This window comes from Chitinophagaceae bacterium (genome assembly GCA_016699815.1).
Classification (GTDB): Bacteria; Bacteroidota; Bacteroidia; order Chitinophagales; family Chitinophagaceae; genus Ferruginibacter.
This window is the reverse complement of record CP065012.1, coordinates 692,783-716,948: the sequence shown is the minus strand read 5'-3', so window position 1 is coordinate 716,948 and position 24,166 is coordinate 692,783. Positions and strand designations below refer to the sequence as shown.

The window sequence follows — 24,166 nt, the reverse complement described above, 5'->3', positions numbered from 1 at the left end:
GAGCCGGCTTATATTTTGAAACAACACCAAATTATTGCTTTACAAAACGCAAAGTTTGTTTTGTGCCATCTTCACTAAGGGTATTAATAAAGTATGTGCCTGCAGGTAAATGAGCCAGTTTTAGCATTAATGTATTTGAACCTGTGTTTAAAACCTGCGATTGGGTAAGGATAATTTTACCGGCAACATCAGTAATTTTTATGATCAGCTTTGATCTTACTGTACTTACCATTTCAATAGTGGCATTTGTTTCAACCGGGTTGGGAACCAACCTTGCCATTTCAAAAGCCTTATCGTTATTTAAAAGGGTAATAATTGTACTGTAATTTCTGTCGCCATCAGCATCTATTGTTCTTAAGCGGTAATAATTAATTCCGGTAACCGGGCTATTATCCGTATAATCGAAAGGTTGCTGGCAGCGAATATAATCAGCAGTAATATTATAGATGGGCTCAAACCTCCTGCCATCTGTACTGCGTTCTAAAACCATATTGGCTTCACCACTGGTACAATTTATTTTCCAGTTAATGAGGTTTGAAGTTTTAGAAAGTTTTGAACCCTTAATATATTGGATGGTTATGGGCAATGCTGCACCAGAAACACTTATGTTGAATGGAGCAGAGCTGCTGTTATAACCATAAACCCTTACATAATAAGTTTGGTTTGCCAGTAAACCGGTGAGGTTAAGTACTTCATTATCGCCGGTTACGGTTGCATCTGCACAGTCTATTGGAACCAGTGCGCCACAAGTTCCGGAAAATGCCTGTACAACAATATCCAGGCCGGGGAACGTGGTATTTTCAACTAAAATAGATGCACCGCCATTGGATGATGTAGTAAACTGATACCATACATCATTAGCATTGGGCGAAGTAAAGCCGCCACAATTTACCGCCGGCATTGTTTGCGTACCGCCAACATTTGTACTGCTAATAGCGGTTGGTCCAATGGTTATTGCGCCGGTGCATTCATCGTTTGAAGGCGCATCTGCCAAAGTTTGAAAATTCATCACTAAAGAATTTGCACTATAGCCATTGCCTGTACCAGTACAATTTTTTCTTACATATACAGAGTATATTGTAGTAGCAGTTAAACCGCTAATTGCCTGAGCAGAAACCGCAGGATTAATAACCGTACCACCAACTCCTGCTGTAGCGCCTGTTCCCGGAGTAAACCCCGGAGGACCATATTCCAAAACAAAATTGCCTGAACCACTCCAGGAAATATTTGCTGTATTTGCAGTAACATTTGCCACCGTAACATTTGTAGGAATGTTACATGTACTTGGGCAGGTAATTTGTAAAGAATAATTTCCATAGCTAAATACAGAATTATCGTATCCGCCCAAAAGTATATAGTAAGTTGTGCCTGCTGTTACATTAAGTAGCATCGCCGCTGGACCAAACATAAATCCGCAACCACTATTATCATAACCAACACAAGATGTAATTGTACCACAACTTGTGCCTGTATAAACCCTAAGGTAGTTGTCATAATCAGATTGTGCACAGGTAGAAATGGATACTTCCCCACTTGTTGCTGCGGTGTATCTAAACCAAACAGCTTTATAAAATCCGTCTGCAGTATTGTCAATACCACCACAACTTACGGCTGGTAAAACGTCATTAGTAGCATTTACTGTGCTTCCTGTATAAAGCGTTCCGCATGTTACCACCGTTGCGCCTGCGCAATTATCATTTGCCGGCGGAGGGCCAAGTGTGGTAAAAAATGCCACATCAGAGTTAAGGCTAAAACCGCTGCCTGTACCGCTGCAATCCTGGCGGATATATACATCATAAGATGTGCTGGTTGCAAGCCCGGTAATGGTTTGTACAGAAGTTGCAGGATTAATAACCGTGCCACCAACACCTGCTGCGGATCCTGTACCCGGCGTAAAGCCCGGAGGACCATATTCTAAAATAAAAGTTCCGGTTCCATCCCAGCTTACATCAACAGTGCTTGATGTAGGATTTTGTGCAAATACATTCGAAGGCCTTACACATGCTGTAGGGCAGGAAACCGATAAGCTGTAATCACCCGAACTGGAAGGGCCATAGCCCCCAAGCAAAACGTAATAGGTTGTTCCAGCTGTTACAGTTACATCAATGGATGAAGGACCTGAAAAAGTACCGCAACCATCATCGTCTGATGCTTCGCACTGGTTAATAGAAGCGCAATCTGCACCTGAGTAAACTCTTATGTAAGTATCATAAGTAGAGCCGCAGGCAGAAAAAGTAGATTGCCCGCTTACTGTAGGTGTATATTTAAACCATACGCCATGATAAATGCCAGTTGTTAAATCAACGCCACAATCAAGAACACCGGTTGGCAATACATCGTCAGTAGCAGATAATGTTGTACCTGCATAAGTAATGCCGCAGTTAACCGTAGTGGCAGTTGCGCAATTATCATTTGCAGGCGCTGGTGGCGGTGTGGTAACGCTTAAAGTAAATTCGCCGCAATCCGGCGGTGGCCAGGTATCCACAAAAATAAAATAAAGGCCATTGCTGGGAAAATTTACTACCGTTTGTCCAAATCCCGATTCATTGGTAAATACACCCCCAATTGCATTGGCAGATGTAGGAGGGCAGGAGGTATGTACCGACAAGATTTTCCATTCTGCAGAACCTCCTAAAGTAAATTGGTAACTTACGGGTGCGTTGTTTACAAACATACTGAAAACATAATCTTCCCCATCTCCGTAAAAAGATGAAAAATAACTTCCCTCGGGATAATCATTAACCGTACCGCATGTGGTTAATGTACCGCTGATATACGGTATGGATGTGATTGGGACACTAATGGCACAATTATTTTGTGCATTGGCAAAAAATGAAATCAATAAAAAAAACAACAGCAGGAGCTTGTAGAGTTTCTTCATACAATTAATTTAAAGTAATAAAAACTAATTACAGGATCGTTTATATAGGTGGGGAGCTATCAAAGTTATATAAAATGTGGACAAACCCAATAGATTTGTTGATAATTAATTTAAGGTAAAATTGATTTTTTTTGAAAGAATGCCGGCTGTTAAATGCAGGCTGCTATAGCCATTGCTACTCTTTCGCCATCCATTGCAGCGCTTACAATACCGCCGGCATAGCCAGCGCCTTCTCCACAGGGATATAAATTGTTAATTTGCGGGTGCTGTAAATTTTCCTTGTTTCTTGGAATACGAACCGGGCTGCTTGTACGGCTTTCTGTGGCAACTAAAATTGCTTCGTTGGTTAAATAACCCTTCATTTTTTTTCCAAATGATTGAAAGGCCCCGCTAAGTGCATTGGATAAAATTGCGGGTAGGATTTCATGAATGGCTGAACTATTGACTCCCGGTAAATAAGAATTTTGGGGAAGCGACGGTGAAATTTTCTTTTGAACAAAGTCCTGCATTCTTTGAGCCGGGGCAACAAATTTACCAGATCCTGCTTTAAAGCATTCCTGTTCCAGCATTTGCTGAAAATGCATAAAACGCAAAGGATCATTATTGTTTACGGCATCCTTATAATATTTATCCTGCATTAATGTATTATCATTTACTTCTGCTACCATTCCGCTATTGGCAAAAGGGTTATTTCTTTTAGATGGGCTCCATCCATTTACCACTAGTTCATTTTGGGCTGTAGATGCCGGGGCAATTATGCCACCCGGGCACATGCAAAAAGAAAATACCCCATTATTATTTACCTGTTGCACCATGGAATAGGAAGCCGGCGGCAGGTATTTATCCCTTACTGCGCAATGATATTGGATACTGTCAATTAATATTTGAGGATGTTCAATACGTACGCCAAGGGCAAAAGGCTTGGCTTCAATAAGCCATTTTTTTTGCTGGAGCAGCAAAAAAATATCCCTTGCGGAGTGGCCGGTGGCTAAAATAAAAGCATCAGCCAATATTAAACCGCCATCAGATGTGCCGGCACTGATAATCGTATTGCCGGAGGTATTAAAATCAATTAATTTTTTTTCAAATAATATTTCACCTCCATTGATAATGATGCATTCCCTTAGTGCAGTAATAATACCCGGGAGTTTGTTGGTGCCAATATGTGGATGAGCTTCAAATAAAATATTTTCGGGTGCACCAAAATGAACAAACAACTGTAATATCCTTTGAATATCGCCCCTTTTGCTGCTTCGGGTAAATAATTTGCCATCGCTGTAAGTTCCTGCACCACCTTCGCCAAAGCAGTAATTACTTTCGGTATTCAATATTCCTTCTTTATTCAGTTTTGCAAGGTCTCTTCTACGGTTTCTTACATCTTTTCCCCTTTCAATAATAATGGGCTTAATACCCGCTTCCAGCAATTTTAAAGCGGCAAATATGCCGGCAGGCCCGGCACCAATAATAATTACTTTTTTAGCATCGGGGCCGGGTATTTTGAATTGTGGCTTAAAATGGGAAAGCCGTTGGGGTGGTTCATTAATATATGCCGTAAGCGAAATATTGATAAAAACTTTTTTGCCACGGGCATCAATAGATTTTTTATGGATGCAATAACCGCTTAAAGCAGATTGATTTACAGGCAAAACATCAAAAATAGCTTGCTTTATACAGAGCTCATTTGCCGCTTGTGAAGGTAAAAGTTTAATAGAAAGTTTTTGTTGCATTGGTTGTGTAGGTTGCAACCCGTTGCCACTGACAATTTTTGAAAAAGGAAATCCAAAAATTGAAATTTGCTACGAGGTTAGATAGTTATTCTAAAATTCGTAAAAAAGAAAATTATTATAGGTTTATCCGTTTAAATTCCTTTTAAAAGGGAAGGTCGTCTACTGCATCCTGGTTTGTGGCAGTAAAAGTATCCAGCGGCTCCATATATTCACTATCCGTTTGTGATTTGTTGCCCGTTGGTAAAATTTGTTCTATCCGCCATGCGTCAAGGTTGGTGATATAATTTGTTTTACCGTCTCTTTCCCATTTGGAACCTTTAATATTGAAATATACTTTTATGTCATCTCCAATATTTACTTTATCAATAATGGCTGTTCTATCCTGCACGCACTGAAACTTTACATAATTTACCGCTGTACGTCCATTAAATTCATCGGTTTTTTCCACGGCAAATTCCCGGGTTTTAAATGTTTCAGTTTTTTGTACGGCATCAAATTTAGCCACCAATTTCCCCGTTAATTCGTAACTCATATAAAATGATTTTAAAAATTTTGCAGGTATCTTTTTAAGAAGGGTACCTTTATTTTAATATAAGGCAAATTAAAGCCTTTTCAAAGTTACAATATGTACTTATCATTACTTTAGTTTTTTATGCCCATCCCATCTTACTTTATTTAAAAAAGAATGTGGAAAAGTTGGGAGCATTGTAATTTTAAAGTTAGCCAAAATAAGTAGTATTCCTAATTTTTTTTGTAGAATGATATTTTTTTCCGGGCTGTATTATTTTGCCGGCAATAATAAGCTAAGAGGCGTTTCCATATTAGGTTTCCATGGAGAGGAATTAAGTATAAAAATGCTTAATTATGAGGGTACGGGTAATAATGGGAGAAATCAAAGGAAATTAAAATTTTTTTTTCAACAATTTATTTTGATATTCGCTGTCCTGCCGAAAATTTTTCCTGTATCAGTACATTTTTAGCAGAGAACCACCGGAAGAAAAAAAATAATAACTCAATATATAAATTACATTAATTGTAATGGAGAAAGCGTTTGATAAAATTTGGTCTAATTGCTTGGAGATAATAAAGGATATTGTAGAATGGCAACATTTTAAAACATGGTTTGAACCCATTAAGCCGGTAGCGTTAAAAGAAAAAGTTTTAACTATACAGGTGCCCAGCCAGTTTTTTTATGAATATCTTGAAGAACACTATGTATCGCTATTAGCTAAAACACTAAAAAGGGAATTAGGTAAAGAAGCAAGATTGGAGTACAGGATAATGGTAGATAGTGGCAACAGCAAAAATAAACCACTCACTATGGATGTGCCCGGCCATGGCTACAGGCAATATCCTAATAATGAAATGGATTTTCCTTTGGCAATCAACAATCATAAAGTAACCAACCCATTTGTAATTCCGGGATTAAAAAAGGTGCAAATAGATTCGCAGCTTAATGGTGCTTATATATTCGAATCGTTTATAGAAGGCGATTGTAACAGGGTTGCCCGAAGGGCAGGTAAAACTGTTGCAGAAAAGCCCGGCGCCACTTCCTTTAACCCTTTGGTGGTTTATGGCGGCGTAGGTTTGGGTAAAACGCATCTTGCCCAGGCAATAGGTAACGAAATAAAAAGGCTTCATCCTAATAAAGTGGTGCTTTATGTAAGTTCAGAAAAATTTATCAACCAGTTTATAGATCACAGTAAGAACAATGCAATAAATGATTTTATTCATTTTTACCAGTTGATAGATATTTTAATCATTGATGATATCCAGTTTTTTAACCGGGCAGAAAAATCGCAGGATGCTTTTTTCTCCATTTTCAACCATTTGCACCAAAGCGGTAAACAACTGGTTTTAACCAGCGATAAATCCCCCAAAGACCTGGAAGGTGTGCAGGAACGTTTATTAAGCCGTTTTCGATGGGGATTGAGCGCCGACCTGCAAAGCCCCGATTACGAAACCAAAATAGAAATTCTGGAAACTAAAATGAAGCAGGATGGCTTTGATATGCCCAAAGAAGTGGTTAAATACATAGCCTATAATATTAATAGTAATGTACGGGAGTTGGAAGGTGCATTGATATCATTATTGGCACAATCTTCGCTTAATAAAAGGGAAATAGATCTCGAATTGGCAAAAAAAGTATTACGCAACTTTGTGAAGTCGTCAAGTAAAGAAATTACTATTGATGCAATACAAAAAATGGTATGCGAATATTTTGGCGTGCCCTACGATAAGTTGTTGCAAAAAACACGAAAAAGAGAGATTGTACAGGCAAGGCAAATTACGATGTACTTATCTAAAGCATTTACCAAAAACTCGTTAAAAACCATTGGCGAACATTTTGGCGGAAGGGACCATACTACAGTAATTCATAGTTGCCAAACTGTAAAAGATTTAATGGATACCGACACTTTATTTAAAGAAAGTGTATTGGAATTACAGCAAAAGGTACAATTAGCAGCTATGTAAATTTCATAAAAGTAAATTTTATCAACCGGGGTTAAATCCCCGGTTTTTAATTTACGTAAATCCCCGAAAATGATTTGGGCATTATAATTTGGAATTGTATTTTTGCAGCCCTCAAAAAAGGGATTGTATTTGGAGAGGTGCCTGAGTGGCCGAAAGGAACGGTTTGCTAAATCGTCGTACGGGTTAAACTGTACCGTGGGTTCGAATCCCACCCTCTCCGCTGGTATTTGATAGCTGATAAGCAGTATCAAACAATAAGGCAGCTTAAAGGTTATTAATTTTAAGCGGAGATTAGAGGATTTAAATTATTGATATACAAATGTTCGGGATGTAGCGTAGCCCGGTTATCGCGCCTGGTTTGGGACCAGGAGGTCGCAAGTTCGAATCTTGCCATCCCGACTATATCTCAAGCGCCTTTCATTTTTATGAAAGGCGTTTTTGTATTTAAAAGGAGAGGTTTGCAAGTATGTAAAGTAATTTAAAAATGACTGGATACGCTGGAATTAAAGTTTAAATTATATGATTATTGTCATTTAATTTTTAGTAAAAAATGCTTAAACCAGTATTATTTTGGCAGATAAAACCATATTTAAAAATTATTTTTTTAGTGAGTTTGGCTACCAGTATAACTTAATCAATATCTGCGATTTATATAAAAAAATATTATAATAATATGACTACAATCATACTATAATTCATAATCACTGTTTACTTTTGTGCTCAAATTAATAAAAACAATAAAAATGAAAAAGCTAATCATAACAGGCATAGGCATTTTAGGCATTATGTTCTTTATTTCCTGTGGTGGTGCTGATACAAAACCAGCTTCCGATACAACATCTGCAGAGCAACCCAAAGCAACTACAGGAACAACTTCTGATTATGATCCTAAGCGTGGGGAAGGTAAGTTTGATTCAACCAATGTAACCATAGGCCCTTTGGATGCTGCTATGGCTGCAAAAGGCAAATCAGTTGCTGAAACAAAATGCTTTTCCTGTCATAAAACCAGCGATGAAAAGCTTGTAGGGCCAGGATGGAAAGGTATTACTGAAAGGAAAACCCCATATTGGATTATGAACTTTATTACTAACCCCGATCCTATGATTGATAAAGATCCGGAATTGCAGGCACAACTGGAAATTTGCCTGGTGCGTATGCCCAATCAAAATCTGGTGGATTTAGAGGCGAGGGAATTAGTAGAGTTCATGCGCCAAAACGACGGAGCAAAATAAAAGTTTCAAGTATATAAGACTGTTCGTTTTTTTTAAAGGCGGCAAAATTGAAAAAATTAGCCGATAGGGTAAGATTTGCATTTTTTTGAATTAGGAAACTATAATTTTCAAGTATAAAACTACATTTATGTTTATTAAAAAATCCCCATTATTAATGTTGGCTATAACAGCACTATATTTTAGCGCCTGTAAGCCAAAAAATACTGGTACTGCTGTGAGTGGTGATGCTGCATCAAAAGTTTATGTGGCACCCGGTAAGTATGACGAATTCTACAATTTCGTTTCCGGTGGTTTCAGTGGCCAATTGGCAGTTTATGGACTTCCAAGCGGTCGTTTACTTCGTGTAATCCCTGTATTTTCTGTTGATCCGGAAAAAGGCTGGGGATATAGCGAAGAAACCAAACCTATGTTGAATACCTCACATGGTTTTGTGCCCTGGGATGATTTACACCACGTTGAAATGTCAATGACCAATGGCATGGCAGATGGTAAATGGGTTTTTGTAAATGGTAACAATACCCCAAGGTTGGCACGTATTGACTTAACCACTTTTCGTACTGCAGAAATACTGGAGCTTCCTAATAGCGGGGGTAACCATAGCTCGCCTTTTGGAACAGAAAACTCTGAGTATATTGTTGCCGGTACCCGTTTTAGTGTTCCTGGTGATGATGTAAATGGGGACGTTCCTATTGATACCTATAAAGAAAACTTTAAAGGCCACATTAGTTTTGTAAGTGTTAATAAAGATAATGGCGAAATGAATATCGCTTTTCAGTTAAAAACACCAGGTGTAAACTTTGACCTTGCCCGAGCAGGTAAAGGAAAATCCAACGGCTGGTTTTTCTTCAGTACTTATAATACAGAACAAGCCAATACCTTACTTGAAGTAAATGCTTCTAAGAATGACAAGGACTTTATTATGGCGGTAAACTGGAAAAAGGCTGAAGAGTATATTAAAGCCGGTAAAGGCAAAAAACAAGCGGTAAAATATGCCCATAATAAGTTTAATGAGGAATCACATACTGCATCCAGTGAAATGAAAAATGAAGTAACCGTGCTGGATGTGGCTGAGTATCCTGATATTGTTTACTTCATCCCTTGCCCTAAATCGCCGCATGGTTGCGACGTAGACCCAACTGGTGAATACATTGTGGGCAGTGGTAAATTAGCGGCATTGCTACCCGTATTTAGCTTCGATAAAATTCAAAAAGCTATTGCCGATAAAGCATTTGAACAGGAAAAATATTCCGGCTTACCGGTTATTAAATACGAAGCAGCATTATACGGCGAAGTACAAAAACCAGGCTTAGGCCCATTACATACAGAGTTTGATGATAAGGGTAATGCTTATACTTCTATGTTTGTTTCATCAGAAGTGGTGAAATGGAATATTAAAGATTTAAAAGTAATTGACAGGCAACCTACATTTTATTCAGTAGGCCACTTAATGGTTCCCGGAGGAAATACTAAAAAACCATTTGGGAAATATTTAGTTGCTTATAATAAAATTACCAAAGACCGTTACCTGCCCACAGGCCCAGAATTATCTCAAAGTGCACAACTTTACGATATTAGCGGAGAAAAAATGAAATTATTACTTGACTATCCAACCATTGGTGAGCCACACTATGCTCAGGCAATACCAGCAGAATTGATTAAGGACAAACAAGTGAAGATTTTTGACATCAAAACCAATAAACATCCGTATGTTGCCAAAGGTGAAGCTGAAACAAAAGTGGTAAGAGAAGGAAATAAAGTACATATTTATATTACTGCTATCAGGTCGCACCTGGCTCCGGATAATATAGAAGGTATTCAAGTAGGAGATGAAGTACTGTTTCATGTTACCAACCTTGAGCAGGATTGGGATGTGCCACACGGATTTGCCATTAAAGGCGCTAATAATGGTGAGTTATTAGTAATGCCTGGTGAAACAGTAACATTAAAATGGGTTCCTGAACGCACCGGTATTTTCCCATTCTATTGTACAGACTTCTGTTCTGCATTGCACCAGGAAATGTCTGGCTATATCAGGGTTTCACCCAAGGGCAGTAATGTTCCTATTAGTTTTAAACTTGGCGTTAAAAGAACAGACTCGATACCCGCTGCAAAATAATTTGTAGGTTAGCAAACTTATTTACAAAGGGGCAGCATTAAAAGTTTGCTGCCCCTTTTTTATTGCTATGGATTTTTGGCAGAGCAATCCAGCATATGAAATTGAAAACTACTTGAAGATGGATGCTATTATGAATAAGAATGAATTTTAAAGAGGAAAGATTAAATTTATTGTATGGAAAACAAAATTTCAGGTTTCTCAAAATTACTTTTGCTGGCAGCAGCATTGTTTTTAATTGTATCCTTATTTGTTCCTTTATGGAGTATTTACCTGGATGCACCACAATACCCGGAAGGATTAATGTTGGAGATATGGCCAAATAAAATTGCAGGTGATGTTGATATTATTAATGGCCTTAATCACTACATTGGTATGAAAACTTTGAAAACCAGCGATTTTATTGAGTTTACGGTATTGCCGTATATCATTGGTTTTTTTGCACTTTTATTTTTACTTACTTTGGCCATAGCCCGAAAAAAATGGCTATACATAGTTTTTGCCAGTTTTGTAATATTTGGCATTATTGCTATGGTAGATTTTTGGAAATGGGAATATGATTATGGCCACAACCTTGATCCTAATGCTGCAATAAAGGTTCCGGGTATGGCATACCAGCCGCCATTAATAGGGTTTAAGCAGTTGCTCAATTTCGGCGCATATTCAATACCTGCTTTGGGTGGTTGGCTGTTTATCTCATCAGGCTTATTGCTACTTATTGCAGTTTTAAAAGAAAATAAATTTTTTAATAGGTTTAAAAAGAAAGGCCCTATTGCTGTAGCATCCATAGCCAGTATTTTTTTACTTGTATCCTGCAGAAGCAATGGCCCGGTACCTGTAATCCTTGATAAAGATGCCTGTGAGTTTTGTAAAATGAATATTTCTGATGCTCATTTTATGACAGAGTTAATAACTCAAAAAGGAAGAGTGTACAAATTTGACGATATCAGTTGTATGTTAAAATATGCTGAAACAGTTGACAAAGGAACTATTAAAAATTTTTATGTGGGCAATGTGGAAAAATCAAATGAATTTATTGATGCAACTACAGCCTGGTATATTACTCATACCAGCTATAAAAGCCCAATGGGAGGCAACACTGCAGCTTTTGCAACAAAAGAGGCGGCAGTAGCACAGGCAAATAAAATAACCGCAACAGCAGTAGATTGGAATACTTTACATCAAAATTCAGAAAAGAAGGAAGCAAGCAGCCATGAAGGGCACGATCATTAAATTATATAGTTTTAGTGCAACAATAGTACTGCTTTCACTTAATATTAAAAATACAAGTGCAGCCATATTAAAGGTGGGTAAAGGACAGGTATATAAACATATTAAGGAAGCGGTAACCCAAAGTAAAAATGGCGATACCATCATTGTGTTTAACGGGCTTTATAAAGAGGGAAATATCATTATTGATAAGTCAATTTATTTGTTAGGTGAGGGTTTCCCTGTATTGGATGGAGAAATAAGGTATGAAATTTTTTCTGTTAAGAGCAGCAATGTAACTATCAAAGGGTTTCAATTGCAAAACTCCGGGCGTACCGTAATGGAAGACCCTGGTGCAATTAAAGTGTATGAGTGCAGTAATATTTTGATTGAAGGCAACATCTTCATTAACAATTATTTTGGTGTTTACTTGCAATACACACAAAATTGCATTATTAAAAATAACGTCATTAAGGCCTCGCAAAAAGAAGAATACCAATCCGGAAATGGCATCCATTGCTGGAAGAGCGATAGCCTGCAAATTACTGGTAATAGAATAAGTGGGCATAGAGATGGCATTTACTTTGAATTTGTAACCCACTCCGTTATCTGGAGAAATGTTTCAAAAAACAACCTTCGTTACGGGTTGCATTTTATGTTTTCCAACGATAATGCTTACATTACTAACTACTTTAAAAATAACGGGGCAGGCGTAGCTGTGATGTTTACTAAAAAAGTAGTGATGATGAACAATACATTTGAAGAAAACTGGGGAGATGCATCTTACGGGGTTTTGTTTAAAGAATTATCGGACTGCTACCTATCGGGAAATAAATTTTTAAATAATACTACCGGAATTTTGTTTGATGGCTCTAACCGGATTAGGGTTGAATATAACCTGTTTAGCGGAAACGGCTGGGGAATGCGACTGCAAGCCAATTGTATGGAAAATGTTATTGCCTTTAATAATTTTATGGGAAACATTTTTGATGTAGCTACCAATGGTACACTTACTTTAAATCATTTTACTGAAAATTACTGGGACAAATATGAAGGATATGATTTAAACAAAGACAAATTTGGCGATGTGCCCTTTCACCCATTAAGCCTTTATTCGGTAATAGTGGAAAAAAACCCACCGGCAATGTTGCTTTACCAGAGTTTTATCGTAAATCTTTTAGACAAATCAGAAAAAGTAATACCGAGCCTTACGCCTGAAAATTTTGTTGACAATAAACCCAGTATATTCCCTTATCCATTATGATAGAAATTAAAAACTTAACTAAAAATTTTGGAAGGTTAACCGCATTAAATAATGTAAACCTGCAACTTAATAAAGGCGAATGTATTGCTCTTATTGGCCCAAATGGTTGCGGTAAAACAACACTTATTAAATCTATACTGGGAATGGTTTTGCCTGAAAAAGGCGAAATTTTTTTTAAAGAAAAAAATATTAAACAGGATATTGCCTATAAACACCAAATTGGTTATATGCCACAAATTGGGCGCTATCCGGAGAACATGAAAATAGGGCAGGTTATTGATTTAATAAAGAGTATCCGAAATGCTAAAGTGGCAACAGATACCACACTTTACGACCAGTTTTTATTATCAGGGATGCTGGAAAAAAAAATGCGTACCCTAAGCGGGGGAACTACTCAAAAAGTAAGTGCAACACTTGCATTTATGTTTAAGCCTGAAGTATTGATACTGGATGAACCAACAGCCGGGCTTGACCCGGTTGCTGCCGAGATCCTCAAAGCAAAAATTACTGAAGCAAAAAACTCCGGTTGCCTTATCCTTATTACTTCTCATTTACTAAGTGAACTGGAAGATATGGTAACCCAGGTAATTTTTATGCAGGACGGATTTTTGAAATTCCACAAGAATGTTGTTGATCTTAAAGCCGATACCGGTAAAGTAACTATAGCAAAGTCTATTGTTCATCTTTTAAAAAGTGAAGAGGCATGATGCGTATTTTGAAATATGTGGTTTTGGATATTTTAAAGAATAAGATTGTAATAGTATATGCAATTATACTGGCCTTGTTTTCCTGGAGCGCCTTTAGCCTTGAAGACAACAGCACCAAAGGGTTGCTTACTGTACTCAATATTATTTTGCTTACGGTTCCGTTGGTATCAGTGCTTTTTGCCACTATTTATGTTTATAACAGTAATGAGTTTATTGAACTGCTGGTAAGCCATCCGGTAAAGCGAAGTGTAATTTGGAAAGCTTTGTTTTTGGGTATGTCGGTGAGCATGGTTGTTTCCTTTATTATTGGGGCGGGTATTCCGTTATTGATTTTTGCCGATGCAGGCACGGCTTTAATGATGATTGTTTCAGGTTCCCTATTATCGGTAATTTTTGTTGCTGTTGCATTTTTGAGCGGTATATTGAGTAGGGATAAAGCAAAAGGTATTGGTGTTTCCATTATGCTTTGGCTTTATTTTGCACTTTTATTTGACGGGTTGGTTTTATTTATTTTTTTTCAGTTTGCGGATTACCCAATAGAAAAGCCTGTGGTATTGCTCAGCGCATTAAGCCCAATAGATTTGTGCCGGATACTCATTCTTTTGCGGATGAATATTTCAGCAATGATGGGCCACACCGGGGCAATTTTTAAAGATATTTTTGGTAGCCAGTTGGGGATTTTGCTTTCATTTATATTACTGATGCTTTGGGTATTTGTACCATTTTATATTTCTCTTATTAAATTTAAGAAGAAAGATTTGTAATGGGTTTAAAGGTTATTTGAGTATGAAGCCAGATATTACCGGTAAAAAGGACATTGTAATTATAATGCAGTTTTTTTATGAAAAGGCAAAAGCAGATAAAGTTATCGGCCACTTTTTTACTGATGTTGTTGAGGTAAACTGGGAAAAACATATTCCCACAATGAGTGCCTTTTGGGAGAATGTATTATTTTATACCGGTGAATATGACGGCAATCCGTTAGATGCCCATAAAAAAATTCATACCCAAAATGCTACATCTTCCCTCCATTTTGAACGCTGGTTACGCATCTTTAATGAAACAATTGACCAGCATTTTTCCGGTAAAAACGCCACAAAAATGAAATTACATGCAAGTGGTATTTCTGCTGTAATGCTGCAACAGTTATTATAGCTTTTATAAATTTACCGGAAAAATTAGGTTCTAAGTCTCGTTCAAGTTTATTTTAGATGCGCTGTTGTTTTTAAACTGCGAAGTAAATAACAAAAAGGCCGAAATGAAAAGGATAACTGCTGCGCCAAATAACATAATAGCAGAATGGGGAATAGTAAAGTAAAAAAAGGCCGCAAAACCCAAAATTGCCAAAACCAGTTCATTAATTACCACTCCACACAAAAAAGAAATTGCTGCAAACTTTGCAAGGTTGCTGGCTTGAATATTTTTTTTAACAAACATATAGCCAATAATAAAAAGACTGTAAATGCCCAACAGGATCAGGTGGAGGAATGCAATCACAATAGACCGGATACTAAAGGCAAAATGGCTTAAATACGGTACTACAGAAACTGCCTGTAATAAAAATTTTAGTGTAAGCGCCGTAGCTGCTGCATAAAAAAACACTTTTACCCATTTGGGGTAATTGATGGGCAGCTTGCTTAATGCCGGCCAAATTTTTACCATTAAAACCAGCCAGGTAACAAATTGTAAGATGCATGCTGTTACCGTAACAACGTATAACCAAGCCGGAAGTTTAAACCATAAGATAGATAAAAAATATGCGGGTATTACAGAAATGGCAAATAACCGGTAGTATTTGTTCAATACAGCGCTGCTCATGGGAAGCTTATTGGCAATAAGGGCAATAAAACCAAAGAAAAACCAACCACTATACTGAAAATGAAGGAAATAATAAACGGAAGCCAGGTAATTATATTGATCAATATTTTTACTAGCCATCATATATGCCAAATAAAATGGCCCGGCAGCAGAAATTACATTTAAAATAAGAGCTGTTTTTGCCCAGGGTTTTGCTGCATGTTGTGCCGGGAATTTTTTTGCATCGGCAATAAAAAATGCGGCAAAAAAAAATGCCGTTATAATAGAAAGCATAGAAAAAGCAATAGAAAAAAACTTATAACCCTGAATGGTGAATGCTATTAACATGCCAAAAGCACTTACCAGGTTAAGCAGAATAAGTATTTTGTATTTTGGCCTTGCTTTTAAATTTATATACGGTGCAACAAGTAAAAAAAATCCACAGTATAGCACGTGGCTAATCCATCCTGTAAAAGCAAAATGGGAGTGGGCGTGTAAAAGGTTTTTCTGCTCAAAAAAAGGAAAATCAAAGGCAATTTTATAACGCATCAGCGTTCCATATAAAGCAACAATTGCGAGGTTGAGTAAAGCAATCCGAAACCATTTTGGTGATAATATAACGCCCATTTTTTAATAATATAATTTATGATCTATAATTTTTACTTTTCCATGCTGGCTAAGCCTGGAGAGGGTACGTATCACAGTTTCAACCCTAAGGCCGGTAAAATCTGCAATTTGTTGCCGGGTAAAAGAAACCATTTCCTGTGCTTTGTGGTTGTTGTAGGTTTTTATATTCTCTAAAAACTGGATAATTTTTTCTTCAGGGGTACGGCTTACCCAAATTTGGGCAGATATGCTTTTTTGATAAAGCCTGTCGGCAAACTTGAAAAATAAATTTTGAAGAATTTGCGGATAATCATTAAAAATATCCAATAGCTTCTCCCTGGAAATTTTAATAACAACGCTGGCTGCAGTAGCTTGTGCCGAACTGGGGTATAATTTATTAATTAATAAGGGTGGCTCCCCAAAGCTTTGGCCGTTTGAAAAAATACCCTGTATAAATTCTTTTCCTTTTGTATTGCTGGTAAACACTTTTATGCAACCTTCTACTACCTGGTAATAAAAAATGGGTGTTGTGCCTTCATGAAAAATAAATTCTCCTTTGTTTACCCGGTAAGCTACAGCTCCATAGGTTATAAGTATGTTGTCATCAATTTGCATAGCGCTTGTTTATGAAATAATAAACCAATAATTTTTCCCCCAGTATCTAATGTCCAAATGCCTGGGTAAAGAACCGCATAGTACCAAAGGGGCTATGGATAAGATACCAAGTTTAAAAAAAATTACACTTTGTTTATAGCAAAGATGTTGAATTATTATCACGATAATATGCTATTTTAGAAATAAACATTTCTGCCATTTTATTTGCTCTCCATTTAGCTTCTTCGGCAATTGCCCCTTTAAAATGCTCATTAATGGTTTGCTTCCAAATGTCCAGCCAGGTATCAAAATGCTGCTGATGCACGGGTAACTTTGCATGTGGCGAGAAGGGCCCCCCTTTATAGGTTTGTTTTTCAAGCAACACGGTTTCCCAAAACCGGTACATTTTTTCCAGGTGCTGCGGCCATTTATTTTGAATTACGGTAGTAAAAACCGGGCCCAGTAATTCATTTTCCTTCACTTTTTGGTAAAATTTATCCACTAAAAATTTTATATCTTCCAGTGAGTAAATCTCCCTTTTTTCAGTCATTGGTTTTTATATTTTCAAAAAAGTTTTTCCTTTTTTCATTTGAATAGCCATGAATTGTACCGTTGTGCTTTCCAGCATTTCCAGTATCCCTTCTTTTACTAATTTAAATTTATTGTGCACAGGGCAGGGTTTTTTGTCGTTACATTTATTTAAGCCAAGCCCGCAGTTTTCAAATAAACTATTCCCATCAATCACTTCTACAATATGTTTTAGGCAAATATTTTGCAATTGATTTTTAGTAAGGTAAAACCCGCCATTGGGCCCTTTATCTGCGCTTACTACTTTGTTACGGGTAAGTTTTTGCAATGTTTTAGCTGTAAAGGCTTCCGGGCCATCAATAGCTGTTGCAATGGCTTTTTGGCCTGTTTTTTTGTTTTGCATAGATTGGCCAGCAATAAAAATAGTTGCTTTTATGGCGTATTCGCAAGCTTTTGAAAACATGTGTTGAATTTATTTTGCAAAGGTAAGGGATATCCCAAATGGAGGATAAATATGTCTTTTCCTATTTTAAATTATCTAATACTTTTTTTAACACTACAGCCTGGTTCATTTCTGTGTTTTTGGCAGAATATAACAGGGTTATTGTCTTGTTTTTTGCTATTGCTGTTATGCGCTCCAATTCATGGGAAACTTCTCCAAGCTCTTTTTTGTACCGCTTTTCAAATTCCGGAAAATTTTTGGGTTTATGGCCAAACCATTTTCTTAATTCGGATGAAGGCGATAAAGTTTTGATCCATTCGTTAAAATGCACTTCTTCTTTTTTTAACCCTCTTGGCCATAACCGGTCTACCAATATACGGTATCCATCTGCTTTTAAGGGTTTATCATAAATTCGCTTTATTTGAATAGATGACATAATGCTTAAAGTTACAAAAAAATTGCAAGAGTTGCATCTTAGGAATACATGAAATACAATTGTAATTACACAAGCATCAATCTTTCCACAAAAAGGGAAATAATATTACGGCAAGTGCAATTACCAACGCATCGAGGCCAATAATAATTCCGGTAAGTTGACCTACAGCGCCCTCTCTAAAAATTTCTGCAAAGGCTAATTTACTCAATCGCATTAGCAGCAGCAATAAGGGTAAAATAACCGGAAAGCCCAATATGGCAATAAGTGCCGCATTATGTTGTGCTTTTGCGGCAATAGCACTCATTAAAGTAAATACAAGGCTTAGGCTTATACCACCAAGCATCGAAATAAAAATAAAAATAAATGGGTTTACAACCGGGAAGCCGAGAAAAACATAAAAAAATAATATGCTGATCATATTCATGATGAGCAAAAGACAAATATTGTAAATTAATTTGGCTAAGATAAATTGCACGGGTGAAGCAATCGTGTAATAATACAACAAGCGTCCCCGGCTGTCCTGCAAAAAACTTTTGGCAACGGTATTTACACAAATAAATAATTGTATTACCCAAAACAAGGTTTGCCAGGTAATGGCTTCCGGTGCTTCGGGCAAAGCCAGGTAAATAATAAAAACGGTAGAAGCTATATAGAGGATAAGGCCGTAAAAAGTATGTTGCTGACGCATTTCCAGCATAATATCTTTTTTTACCAGCGCCAGTATTTTTGTAAAATTACTCATTCTATTACCTGTACAAAATATGCAGTAATGAGCCATTATTCCCCAATGGCATTGTTAACTTTTTTTGCAGCAATGCCTGCAACGGGGTTCGTAAATATCTTTTTCTCCCAGTAATACCTGGTCTTTACTGGCGCTTTTGCGGTAAGAAATATTAGCAATGCCCCCACAAACCACACAAATGGCATGAAGTTTAGTGATATAATCGGCTTTAGCCAATAATGCGGGCATTTGACCAAAAGGGTTGCCCTGAAAATCCATGTCCAGCCCGGCTACAATTACCCTAATGCCACGCATAGCCAATTCTTCGCATACGTTGCCTATTTCGGAGTCAAAAAACTGGGCTTCATCAATGCCCACAACATCAACTGCTTGTGCCAGCAATAATATATTTTGAGAACTTTCTACCGGTGTACTGTTGATAAAATTAGTATCGTGGCTCACAATTTTTACTTCATCGTACCTTGTATCTATTGCAGGCTTAAAAATTTCCACTTTTAAATTAGCAATTTTTACCCTTTTCAACCTGCGGATAAGTTCCTCCGTTTTACCGCTAAACATGCTGCCGCAAATCACTTCTATCCAACCCCTGCGCTCACCCCTTAAATTTGGTTCTATAAACATTCACTTAAATTTTTTGAAATTCTATTGTAACTTAGCTTGTAGCTTGCAAAGATTATTGTTTTGTTTCACAGGACAAAACAAATTTTGTATGAACCTTATTTTGTAATAAAATATTTCAATATGGAACGGGTGAAAACCCTAACCGAAAAGTTGGTTAATCAAATTAAAGAAGGGGCGTCTTCTGCACAGCTTTTGCTTACGGTACAAATGTTACAAAGTGAATTGCAGCATAAAGCGGCCAGTGCAACCGAAAACCCCGATAATAATTTTGTCGCCTTGCACCTGGCGCCTGTAATGGAAAGTAGGGTGGAAGTAAAAGTACCTGAAACTACCCTAAAGCAGGTTGAAATGCATGTACCAGTACCTGTTAAGGAAGAAGAAAAAATTGTAGAAGTATTGCAGGTAGATGAAGCAGAAATGGAAGCCGAACTGGAAGAAATTAAACGAAAAGCAGAAGAAATTAATAAATTAAGTACCCAAAACAAGCCCGGTTTGCTTTTTGACCCTATTGACGATATCCCAACAATGATCCATCAACAAACCGATGGACCGCCCAAAAAAGAAATACATGAAGTGTTGCCAACAGAACGGGGCGCTTCTTTAAATGAAAAATTGAAACAGGGAAAAATAGAACTTTCTGAAACCCTTGGCGAAACGCCGATAAAAGATTTAAAAAAAGCAATTAATATTAATGACCGTTATGTATTTATTAAAGAGTTGTTCCGGGGCGATGAAAATATGTACGAAAGAAGCATTAAAACTATCAATGGGTTTTCTATTTTTGCCGAAGCCGAATACTGGATACGCAGGGAATTAAAATTAAAACTGGGCTGGAACGATAAAAATGAATTGGTGAAACATTTTGAAAAACTGGTAAAACGAAGATTTACCCAATAAAGATTACCGTGTAATAAAGGAAATTATTTTTTCTGTTGCGCCTTTATTATTATAAATAAATAGTTTTGCTTTTGCAGCGTATCCTTCCCTCAATTCATCGCTTGTAATTAAATTGTTCAATACTTTTTCCAGCTCAAGGGTGTTTTCTACACTTATGGCACCGCCGTATGCTATCAAATCTGTTGCTTCGGGAAATTTTTCGTAGTTAGGCCCAAAAATTACGGGCATGCCATATACGGCAGCTTCAAGGATATTGTGCAAACCATCATCTCCAAAACCACCGCCTACATAAGTAATATGTGCATATTTATACAACCGGCTCAACATCCCAATATTATCTATCACCAATACATTTCCTGTTTGTACATTGCTTTCGGTGAGTTGAGAATAGAGCAGGCAACCCGTAAACCTGGTTTGAACTTCTTCTATATTGCTTTTTGCTGTTTCATGCGGTGCAATTATAAATTTAATAGCTTTATTATTTTTTACAAAATGCAATAACTCTTCTTCATCTTCGGCCCAGGTGCTTCCGGCAACAACTACTTTTTGGCTGCCGCAAAATAGTTTTATTAAGCCGGGCAATGCCTCAAAATTTTCAGCAGTATTAATTACACTGTCAAAACGGGTATCGCCGCTTACAGTAACATTTTTTTCAATGCCTATGATTTTCAATAATTCGGCCGATTGCTGGTTTTGTACAAAAATTGCTTTAAAACACAACAACATATTTCTCCAAAGGCTACCGTAAAATTTAAAAAAAGGCTGGCCGGGCCTAAATAAAGCCGAAATGAGTACCACAGGAATATCCCTTTTTTTTAATTCGGATAAATAATGGAACCAAAATTCGTATTTTACCCAAATTACCAGGCTCGGTTTTATTATGCTGATAAACTTCCTGGCATTAATTTCACTATCGGCAGGTAAATAAAAAATATAATCGGCCCCGGTATAATTTTTTTTATTTTCATAACCGCTGGGGCTAAAAAAAGTGATGACAATTTTATAATCGGGGTAAATGGATTTTAGCTGTGTAATTACCGGCCTGCCCTGCTCAAATTCACCAAGGCTTGCAGCATGCATCCAAATTACCGGAGATGAGTTTCCTTCAAATGACAGCTTTATTTTTTCCAGTAGCTGCTTTCTGCCTTGTACCCAAAGCCTTGCTTTGCTATTCCAAAAAGAAGCCAGGTGCAATGCAGCATTGTAAAAGAAAACAAATAAGCGGTAAATAATTTTACTCAATGGAAAAATTTGTATCAAAAATAATGGATATTTCTGCAAGCCGTGTTTGATAAATTATGCACTACCCAAAACCGGCAATACTGGTAAATTTTATACCTTCAAAGCTTGTATCATGCGTATTGTTTCTGGCTTTCAAAGCCTTATCTTTGCGCCGGTAAAATTAATAATATGAAGCCATTGCAAATGGTAGATACTAAAACACAGTATCAAAAAATTAAGGCAGAAGTAGATGCAGCCGTAGGTGCGGTAATGGAGAGCTCCCAGTTTATTGGTGGAAAAGTGGTAAACGATTTTGCGATAAACCTGGCGGCTTATCATAATAGTAAGCATTGTATACCCTGTGCAAATGGCACCGATGCTTTGCAAATTGCCATGATGGCTTTAGATATAAAGGCCGGAGACGAAGTGATAACACCTTCTTTTACCTATATTGCCACAGTAGAGGTTGCGGCTTTATTAGGTATAAAACCTGTTTTTGTAGATGTAGATCCCCAAACTTTTTGTATAGATCCAAAAGCCATTGCAAAAGCCATTTCGCCTAAAACCAAAGCCATAGTGCCGGTGCATTTATACGGCCAGGCGGCAGATATGGAAGCAATAATGAGCATTGCCAGGGAACATAACCTTTATGTAATTGAAGATAATGCACAGGCTATTGGCAATGATTATACATTTAGCAGTGGAAAAACCCAAAAAACCGGTAGCATTGGCACCATCGGTTGCACTTCTTTTTATCCCAGTAAAAATTTAGGCGCTTTTGGCGATGGTGGTGCAATGTTTACCCAGGATGATGCGTTAATGGAAAAATTAAAAATGATAGCTTCCCACGGGCAAAGCATGCGGTATTATCATGATGTGGTGGGATGCAACAGCAGGTTAGATGCAATGCAGGCGGCTATTTTGGATATTAAGTTAAAACATTTAAACGCCTATATAAAAGCAAGGCGCAAAGCAGCAGATTTTTATGATAAGGCTTTTGCCGGTAATAATAAAATCAACATACCTTTTCGTGCAGCAAATAATAACCATGTTTTTCATCAGTACACTTTACTTGTGAATGATGTAAACCGGAATGCTTTAAGTGACTGGCTTACGCAACAAATGGTACCCAATATGATTTATTACCCGGTGCCTGCCCACCGGCAAAAAATGTTTGATGCTTTTGGCGGGGGCAACTACCAATTGCCGGTTACGGATTGGCTTACCCAAAGGGTAATATCTTTGCCAATCCATACCGAACTGGATGAGGAGCAACAAAGTTTTATTGTAAATAAAGTACTTGAATTTGTTAACCAATAAACAAAATAGTTAAAATCGTATATGAAAATTGCAGTAGTTGGAACTGGTTATGTAGGCTTGGTAACAGGAACCTGTTTCGCCGAAACAGGAAATACCGTAACCTGTGTTGACATTGATAAGGGAAAAGTAGACAAACTTAATTCCGGCAGGATTACCATTTATGAACCCGGGCTCGAAAAAATATTTTTACGTAACCAAAAAGAAGGCCGTTTACATTTTACCACTTCCCTTGCAGATGCCGTTAAAGATGCAAGTATTATTTTTCTGGCCTTACCAACACCTCCTGGAGAAAACGGCAGCGCCGATTTAAAATATATACTGGGCGTTGCGGCAGATTTAGGCAATTTACTTGCTGCAAACGATTACAAAGTAATAATTGATAAAAGCACTGTTCCAGTTGGCACAGCAGATAAAGTAAAGGCGGCTATTATTAAAAATGGTGCGCCGGAAACATCATTTGATGTGGTGAGTAACCCCGAATTTTTAAGAGAAGGCGTAGCCGTAGATGATTTTATGAAACCAGACAGAGTAGTAATTGGTACTACTTCTGAACGGGCAATAAAATTAATGAACGACTTATATGCACCCTTTGTTCGCCAGGGTAATCCTATTATTTTTATGGATGAAAAATCTGCGGAACTAACCAAGTATGCAGCCAATTCATTTTTGGCAGTAAAAATTAGTTTTATGAACGAAATTGCCCAGCTTTGCGAAAGGCTGGGTGCAGATGTGGATATGGTACGAAGGGGCATTGGCAGTGATAGCAGAATTGGCAAACGCTTTCTTTTTCCCGGCATAGGCTATGGCGGCAGTTGCTTCCCAAAAGATGTGCAGGCCCTGGTAAAATCCAGCGATGAAGTAAAATATGAGTTTAAAATATTAAATGCGGTGATGGATGTAAATGTTACACAAAAGTTGCACTTGCTGCCCAAAATAAAAGCGTATTTTGATGGGTGTTTAAAAGGGAAAAAGATAGCTCTGTGGGGCCTTGCCTTTAAGCCCAATACCGATGATATCCGTGAAGCGCCGGCATTGGATATGATTGATGTATTGATTAGCGAAGGCGCAAGCGTTACAGCTTTTGACCCGGAGGCAATGGAGAATGTGCAACAGTTAATTAAAGATAAAATAAGCTATACCGAAAACCAGTATGATGCACTTGAAGGTGCCGATGCACTGGTAATTGCCACTGAATGGAATGAGTTTCGTACACCCGATTTTGATAAAGTACTTGCCCTCTTGAAAAATAAAGTAATTTTTGACGGGAGAAACTTATTTGAACTGGACCGTATGAAAGAATTGGGTTTCCATTATGAAAGTGTGGGAAGGGCAGTAGTAGCATCCAAATAAAAAC

Annotated in this window: 22 protein-coding genes and 2 tRNA genes; 13 read left to right on the top strand and 11 right to left on the bottom strand. The window is 37.4% G+C overall.

The window, feature by feature from the left end:
* Positions 1-31 precede the first annotated feature (31 nt).
* From IPO46_03225 to IPO46_03215, 3 genes are all read right to left on the bottom strand, one after another.
* Positions 32-2,881 carry a T9SS type A sorting domain-containing protein gene (locus tag IPO46_03225; protein QQS63624.1) on the bottom strand — a complete coding sequence of 950 codons (2,850 nt, stop codon included), beginning with the start codon at positions 2,879-2,881 and terminating at the stop codon, positions 32-34.
* 149 nt (positions 2,882-3,030) lie between these two features.
* Entirely contained in the window at positions 3,031-4,608 is a 1,578-nt protein-coding gene (locus IPO46_03220; protein ID QQS63623.1) for an FAD-dependent oxidoreductase, read from the bottom strand.
* 142 nt (positions 4,609-4,750) lie between these two features.
* The gene (locus IPO46_03215; GenBank protein ID QQS63622.1) at positions 4,751-5,140 is read right to left on the bottom strand and encodes a DUF3127 domain-containing protein; all 390 of its coding nucleotides are present in this window, start codon (positions 5,138-5,140) and stop codon (positions 4,751-4,753) included.
* 506 nt (positions 5,141-5,646) lie between these two features.
* Between IPO46_03215 and dnaA the strand changes: the two genes are divergently transcribed.
* From dnaA to IPO46_03165, 10 genes are all read left to right on the top strand, one after another.
* Positions 5,647-7,083: a chromosomal replication initiator protein DnaA gene (gene dnaA / locus IPO46_03210; GenBank protein ID QQS63621.1), complete on the top strand. Its 1,437-nt coding sequence runs from the start codon at positions 5,647-5,649 to the stop codon at positions 7,081-7,083.
* Positions 7,084-7,214: 131 nt separating this feature from the next.
* Positions 7,215-7,303, top strand: a tRNA-Ser gene (locus tag IPO46_03205).
* Between the two features lie 104 nt (positions 7,304-7,407).
* Positions 7,408-7,482 (top strand) — tRNA-Pro (locus tag IPO46_03200).
* 344 nt (positions 7,483-7,826) lie between these two features.
* A complete protein-coding gene (locus tag IPO46_03195; protein ID QQS63620.1) occupies positions 7,827-8,315 on the top strand; it encodes a cytochrome c in 489 nt (162 codons plus the stop codon).
* 127 nt (positions 8,316-8,442) lie between these two features.
* Positions 8,443-10,431 carry a Sec-dependent nitrous-oxide reductase gene (nosZ, locus tag IPO46_03190; GenBank protein ID QQS63619.1) on the top strand — a complete coding sequence of 663 codons (1,989 nt, stop codon included), beginning with the start codon at positions 8,443-8,445 and terminating at the stop codon, positions 10,429-10,431.
* Positions 10,432-10,605: 174 nt separating this feature from the next.
* Complete coding sequence (locus IPO46_03185; GenBank protein QQS63618.1) at positions 10,606-11,661, top strand: nitrous oxide reductase accessory protein NosL; 1,056 nt, start codon at positions 10,606-10,608, stop codon at positions 11,659-11,661.
* Positions 11,642-12,901, top strand: coding sequence for a nitrous oxide reductase family maturation protein NosD (locus IPO46_03180; GenBank protein ID QQS63617.1), 1,260 nt, complete (start codon positions 11,642-11,644; stop codon positions 12,899-12,901). The genes IPO46_03185 and IPO46_03180 overlap by 20 nt, the downstream gene beginning before the upstream one ends.
* Positions 12,898-13,608 (top strand): ABC transporter ATP-binding protein, encoded by a 711-nt coding sequence (locus tag IPO46_03175; GenBank protein QQS63616.1) that lies wholly within the window; start codon positions 12,898-12,900, stop codon positions 13,606-13,608. Before IPO46_03180 ends, IPO46_03175 begins: the two co-directional genes overlap by 4 nt.
* The gene (locus IPO46_03170) at positions 13,605-14,372 is read left to right on the top strand and encodes an ABC transporter permease subunit (protein QQS63615.1); all 768 of its coding nucleotides are present in this window, start codon (positions 13,605-13,607) and stop codon (positions 14,370-14,372) included. The genes IPO46_03175 and IPO46_03170 overlap by 4 nt, the downstream gene beginning before the upstream one ends.
* 22 nt (positions 14,373-14,394) lie before the next feature.
* Positions 14,395-14,763, top strand: a complete 369-nt coding sequence (locus tag IPO46_03165) for a group III truncated hemoglobin (GenBank protein QQS63614.1) — start codon at positions 14,395-14,397, stop codon at positions 14,761-14,763.
* 30 nt (positions 14,764-14,793) lie between these two features.
* On the opposite strand, the gene IPO46_03160 is transcribed toward IPO46_03165, so the two are convergent.
* The 7 genes from IPO46_03160 to IPO46_03130 all read right to left on the bottom strand — a co-directional run bounded on the left by IPO46_03160 (position 14,794) and on the right by IPO46_03130 (position 19,374).
* Entirely contained in the window at positions 14,794-16,032 is a 1,239-nt protein-coding gene (locus IPO46_03160; protein QQS63613.1) for a hypothetical protein, read from the bottom strand.
* A gap of 3 nt (positions 16,033-16,035) precedes the next feature.
* Positions 16,036-16,626, bottom strand: a complete 591-nt coding sequence (locus tag IPO46_03155; GenBank protein ID QQS63612.1) for a Crp/Fnr family transcriptional regulator — start codon at positions 16,624-16,626, stop codon at positions 16,036-16,038.
* A gap of 133 nt (positions 16,627-16,759) precedes the next feature.
* The gene (locus IPO46_03150) at positions 16,760-17,155 is read right to left on the bottom strand and encodes a group III truncated hemoglobin (protein QQS63611.1); all 396 of its coding nucleotides are present in this window, start codon (positions 17,153-17,155) and stop codon (positions 16,760-16,762) included.
* A gap of 6 nt (positions 17,156-17,161) precedes the next feature.
* Entirely contained in the window at positions 17,162-17,596 is a 435-nt protein-coding gene (locus tag IPO46_03145) for an Rrf2 family transcriptional regulator (protein ID QQS63610.1), read from the bottom strand.
* Between the two features lie 61 nt (positions 17,597-17,657).
* On the bottom strand, positions 17,658-18,011 hold the full coding sequence (locus IPO46_03140) for a DUF488 family protein (protein QQS63609.1): 354 nt from the start codon (positions 18,009-18,011) through the stop codon (positions 17,658-17,660).
* A 76-nt stretch (positions 18,012-18,087) separates the two neighbouring features.
* Complete coding sequence (locus IPO46_03135; GenBank protein ID QQS63608.1) at positions 18,088-18,753, bottom strand: heme exporter protein CcmB; 666 nt, start codon at positions 18,751-18,753, stop codon at positions 18,088-18,090.
* 54 nt (positions 18,754-18,807) lie between these two features.
* Positions 18,808-19,374 carry a thymidine kinase gene (locus tag IPO46_03130; protein QQS63607.1) on the bottom strand — a complete coding sequence of 189 codons (567 nt, stop codon included), beginning with the start codon at positions 19,372-19,374 and terminating at the stop codon, positions 18,808-18,810.
* A 120-nt stretch (positions 19,375-19,494) separates the two neighbouring features.
* On the opposite strand from IPO46_03130, the gene IPO46_03125 reads away from it, so the two are divergent.
* A complete protein-coding gene (locus tag IPO46_03125; protein ID QQS63606.1) occupies positions 19,495-20,271 on the top strand; it encodes a hypothetical protein in 777 nt (258 codons plus the stop codon).
* 3 nt (positions 20,272-20,274) lie between these two features.
* Here the strand turns inward: IPO46_03125 and IPO46_03120 are convergent, their stop codons facing one another.
* Positions 20,275-21,513 carry a 3-deoxy-D-manno-octulosonic acid transferase gene (locus IPO46_03120; GenBank protein ID QQS63605.1) on the bottom strand — a complete coding sequence of 413 codons (1,239 nt, stop codon included), beginning with the start codon at positions 21,511-21,513 and terminating at the stop codon, positions 20,275-20,277.
* A gap of 168 nt (positions 21,514-21,681) precedes the next feature.
* On the opposite strand from IPO46_03120, the gene IPO46_03115 reads away from it, so the two are divergent.
* Both IPO46_03115 and IPO46_03110 read left to right on the top strand, forming a co-directional pair.
* Positions 21,682-22,812, top strand: coding sequence for a DegT/DnrJ/EryC1/StrS family aminotransferase (locus tag IPO46_03115; protein QQS63604.1), 1,131 nt, complete (start codon positions 21,682-21,684; stop codon positions 22,810-22,812).
* 21 nt (positions 22,813-22,833) lie between these two features.
* Entirely contained in the window at positions 22,834-24,162 is a 1,329-nt protein-coding gene (locus tag IPO46_03110) for a UDP-glucose/GDP-mannose dehydrogenase family protein (GenBank protein ID QQS63603.1), read from the top strand.
* Positions 24,163-24,166: the final 4 nt, after the last annotated feature.

What these genes read in the sequence shown, in the direction of transcription:
- IPO46_03175 (QQS63616.1), top strand. Translation starts at nt 12,898, where the DNA reads ATGATAGAAATTAAAAACTTAACTAAAAATTTTGGAAGGTTAACCGCA.
- IPO46_03215 (QQS63622.1), bottom strand. Translation starts at nt 5,140, where the DNA reads ATGAGTTACGAATTAACGGGGAAATTGGTGGCTAAATTTGATGCCGTA.
- IPO46_03150 (QQS63611.1), bottom strand. Translation starts at nt 17,155, where the DNA reads ATGACTGAAAAAAGGGAGATTTACTCACTGGAAGATATAAAATTTTTA.
- IPO46_03125 (QQS63606.1), top strand. Translation starts at nt 19,495, where the DNA reads ATGGAACGGGTGAAAACCCTAACCGAAAAGTTGGTTAATCAAATTAAA.
- nosZ (QQS63619.1), top strand. Translation starts at nt 8,443, where the DNA reads ATGTTTATTAAAAAATCCCCATTATTAATGTTGGCTATAACAGCACTA.
- dnaA (QQS63621.1), top strand. Translation starts at nt 5,647, where the DNA reads ATGGAGAAAGCGTTTGATAAAATTTGGTCTAATTGCTTGGAGATAATA.
- IPO46_03220 (QQS63623.1), bottom strand. Translation starts at nt 4,608, where the DNA reads ATGCAACAAAAACTTTCTATTAAACTTTTACCTTCACAAGCGGCAAAT.
- IPO46_03115 (QQS63604.1), top strand. Translation starts at nt 21,682, where the DNA reads ATGAAGCCATTGCAAATGGTAGATACTAAAACACAGTATCAAAAAATT.
- IPO46_03140 (QQS63609.1), bottom strand. Translation starts at nt 18,011, where the DNA reads ATGTCATCTATTCAAATAAAGCGAATTTATGATAAACCCTTAAAAGCA.
- IPO46_03155 (QQS63612.1), bottom strand. Translation starts at nt 16,626, where the DNA reads ATGCAAATTGATGACAACATACTTATAACCTATGGAGCTGTAGCTTAC.
- IPO46_03170 (QQS63615.1), top strand. Translation starts at nt 13,605, where the DNA reads ATGATGCGTATTTTGAAATATGTGGTTTTGGATATTTTAAAGAATAAG.
- IPO46_03160 (QQS63613.1), bottom strand. Translation starts at nt 16,032, where the DNA reads ATGGGCGTTATATTATCACCAAAATGGTTTCGGATTGCTTTACTCAAC.
- IPO46_03145 (QQS63610.1), bottom strand. Translation starts at nt 17,596, where the DNA reads ATGTTTTCAAAAGCTTGCGAATACGCCATAAAAGCAACTATTTTTATT.
- IPO46_03130 (QQS63607.1), bottom strand. Translation starts at nt 19,374, where the DNA reads ATGTTTATAGAACCAAATTTAAGGGGTGAGCGCAGGGGTTGGATAGAA.
- IPO46_03185 (QQS63618.1), top strand. Translation starts at nt 10,606, where the DNA reads ATGGAAAACAAAATTTCAGGTTTCTCAAAATTACTTTTGCTGGCAGCA.
- IPO46_03180 (QQS63617.1), top strand. Translation starts at nt 11,642, where the DNA reads ATGAAGGGCACGATCATTAAATTATATAGTTTTAGTGCAACAATAGTA.
- IPO46_03195 (QQS63620.1), top strand. Translation starts at nt 7,827, where the DNA reads ATGAAAAAGCTAATCATAACAGGCATAGGCATTTTAGGCATTATGTTC.
- IPO46_03135 (QQS63608.1), bottom strand. Translation starts at nt 18,753, where the DNA reads ATGAGTAATTTTACAAAAATACTGGCGCTGGTAAAAAAAGATATTATG.
- IPO46_03165 (QQS63614.1), top strand. Translation starts at nt 14,395, where the DNA reads ATGAAGCCAGATATTACCGGTAAAAAGGACATTGTAATTATAATGCAG.
- IPO46_03110 (QQS63603.1), top strand. Translation starts at nt 22,834, where the DNA reads ATGAAAATTGCAGTAGTTGGAACTGGTTATGTAGGCTTGGTAACAGGA.
- IPO46_03225 (QQS63624.1), bottom strand. Translation starts at nt 2,881, where the DNA reads ATGAAGAAACTCTACAAGCTCCTGCTGTTGTTTTTTTTATTGATTTCA.